Source organism: Arenibaculum pallidiluteum, from assembly GCF_017355985.1.
Classification (GTDB): domain Bacteria; phylum Pseudomonadota; class Alphaproteobacteria; order Azospirillales; family Azospirillaceae; genus Arenibaculum; species Arenibaculum pallidiluteum.
Map to the genome: position 1 here is coordinate 1 of NZ_JAFIQU010000055.1, position 498 is coordinate 498.

Here is a 498-nt window from a genome sequence, read left to right on the forward strand (position 1 = left end):
GTACGGCCTGGGCCCGCTCTATTCCGAGAAGGCCGTGCAGTCCGGCATGACCACGGCCAAGGCCGACCTGATCTTCGCCTCCCTGCCCTTCAGGCTGATGGCCGAACGCCAGAAGCAGCTCTGCGACAAGATCCGCGAGGTCGACGCCGACTTCTACCGCGACCTCGAGAAGGCGGGCTTCAGGCTCGACTTCGGCGCCGACGGCACGGGGATACTCATGAAGTCCCTGCGCCGCGCCTCCGGCTTCTACATCGACACCGGGGCTTCGCAGCTGATCATCGACGGCAGGATCAGGCTGGAGCCCGGCCAAGTCGAGGAGATCACCGAGACCGGGGTCGTGCTGGACAGCGGAAAGGAGATCCCGGCCGAAGTGATCGTCTATGCGACGGGCTACGGCTCCATGAACGGCTGGGTCGCCGACCTCGTGAGCCAGGAGGTCGCGGACAAGGTCGGCAAGTGCTGGGGCCTGGGCTCCGACACGCCCAAGGACCCCGGCCC

General features: G+C 66.9%; 1 protein-coding gene. It reads left to right on the forward strand.

What is annotated here, in order from left to right:
- A partial coding sequence (locus JUB13_RS31060; RefSeq protein WP_456237122.1) for a hypothetical protein occupies window positions 1–498 on the forward strand: 498 nt, incomplete at both ends.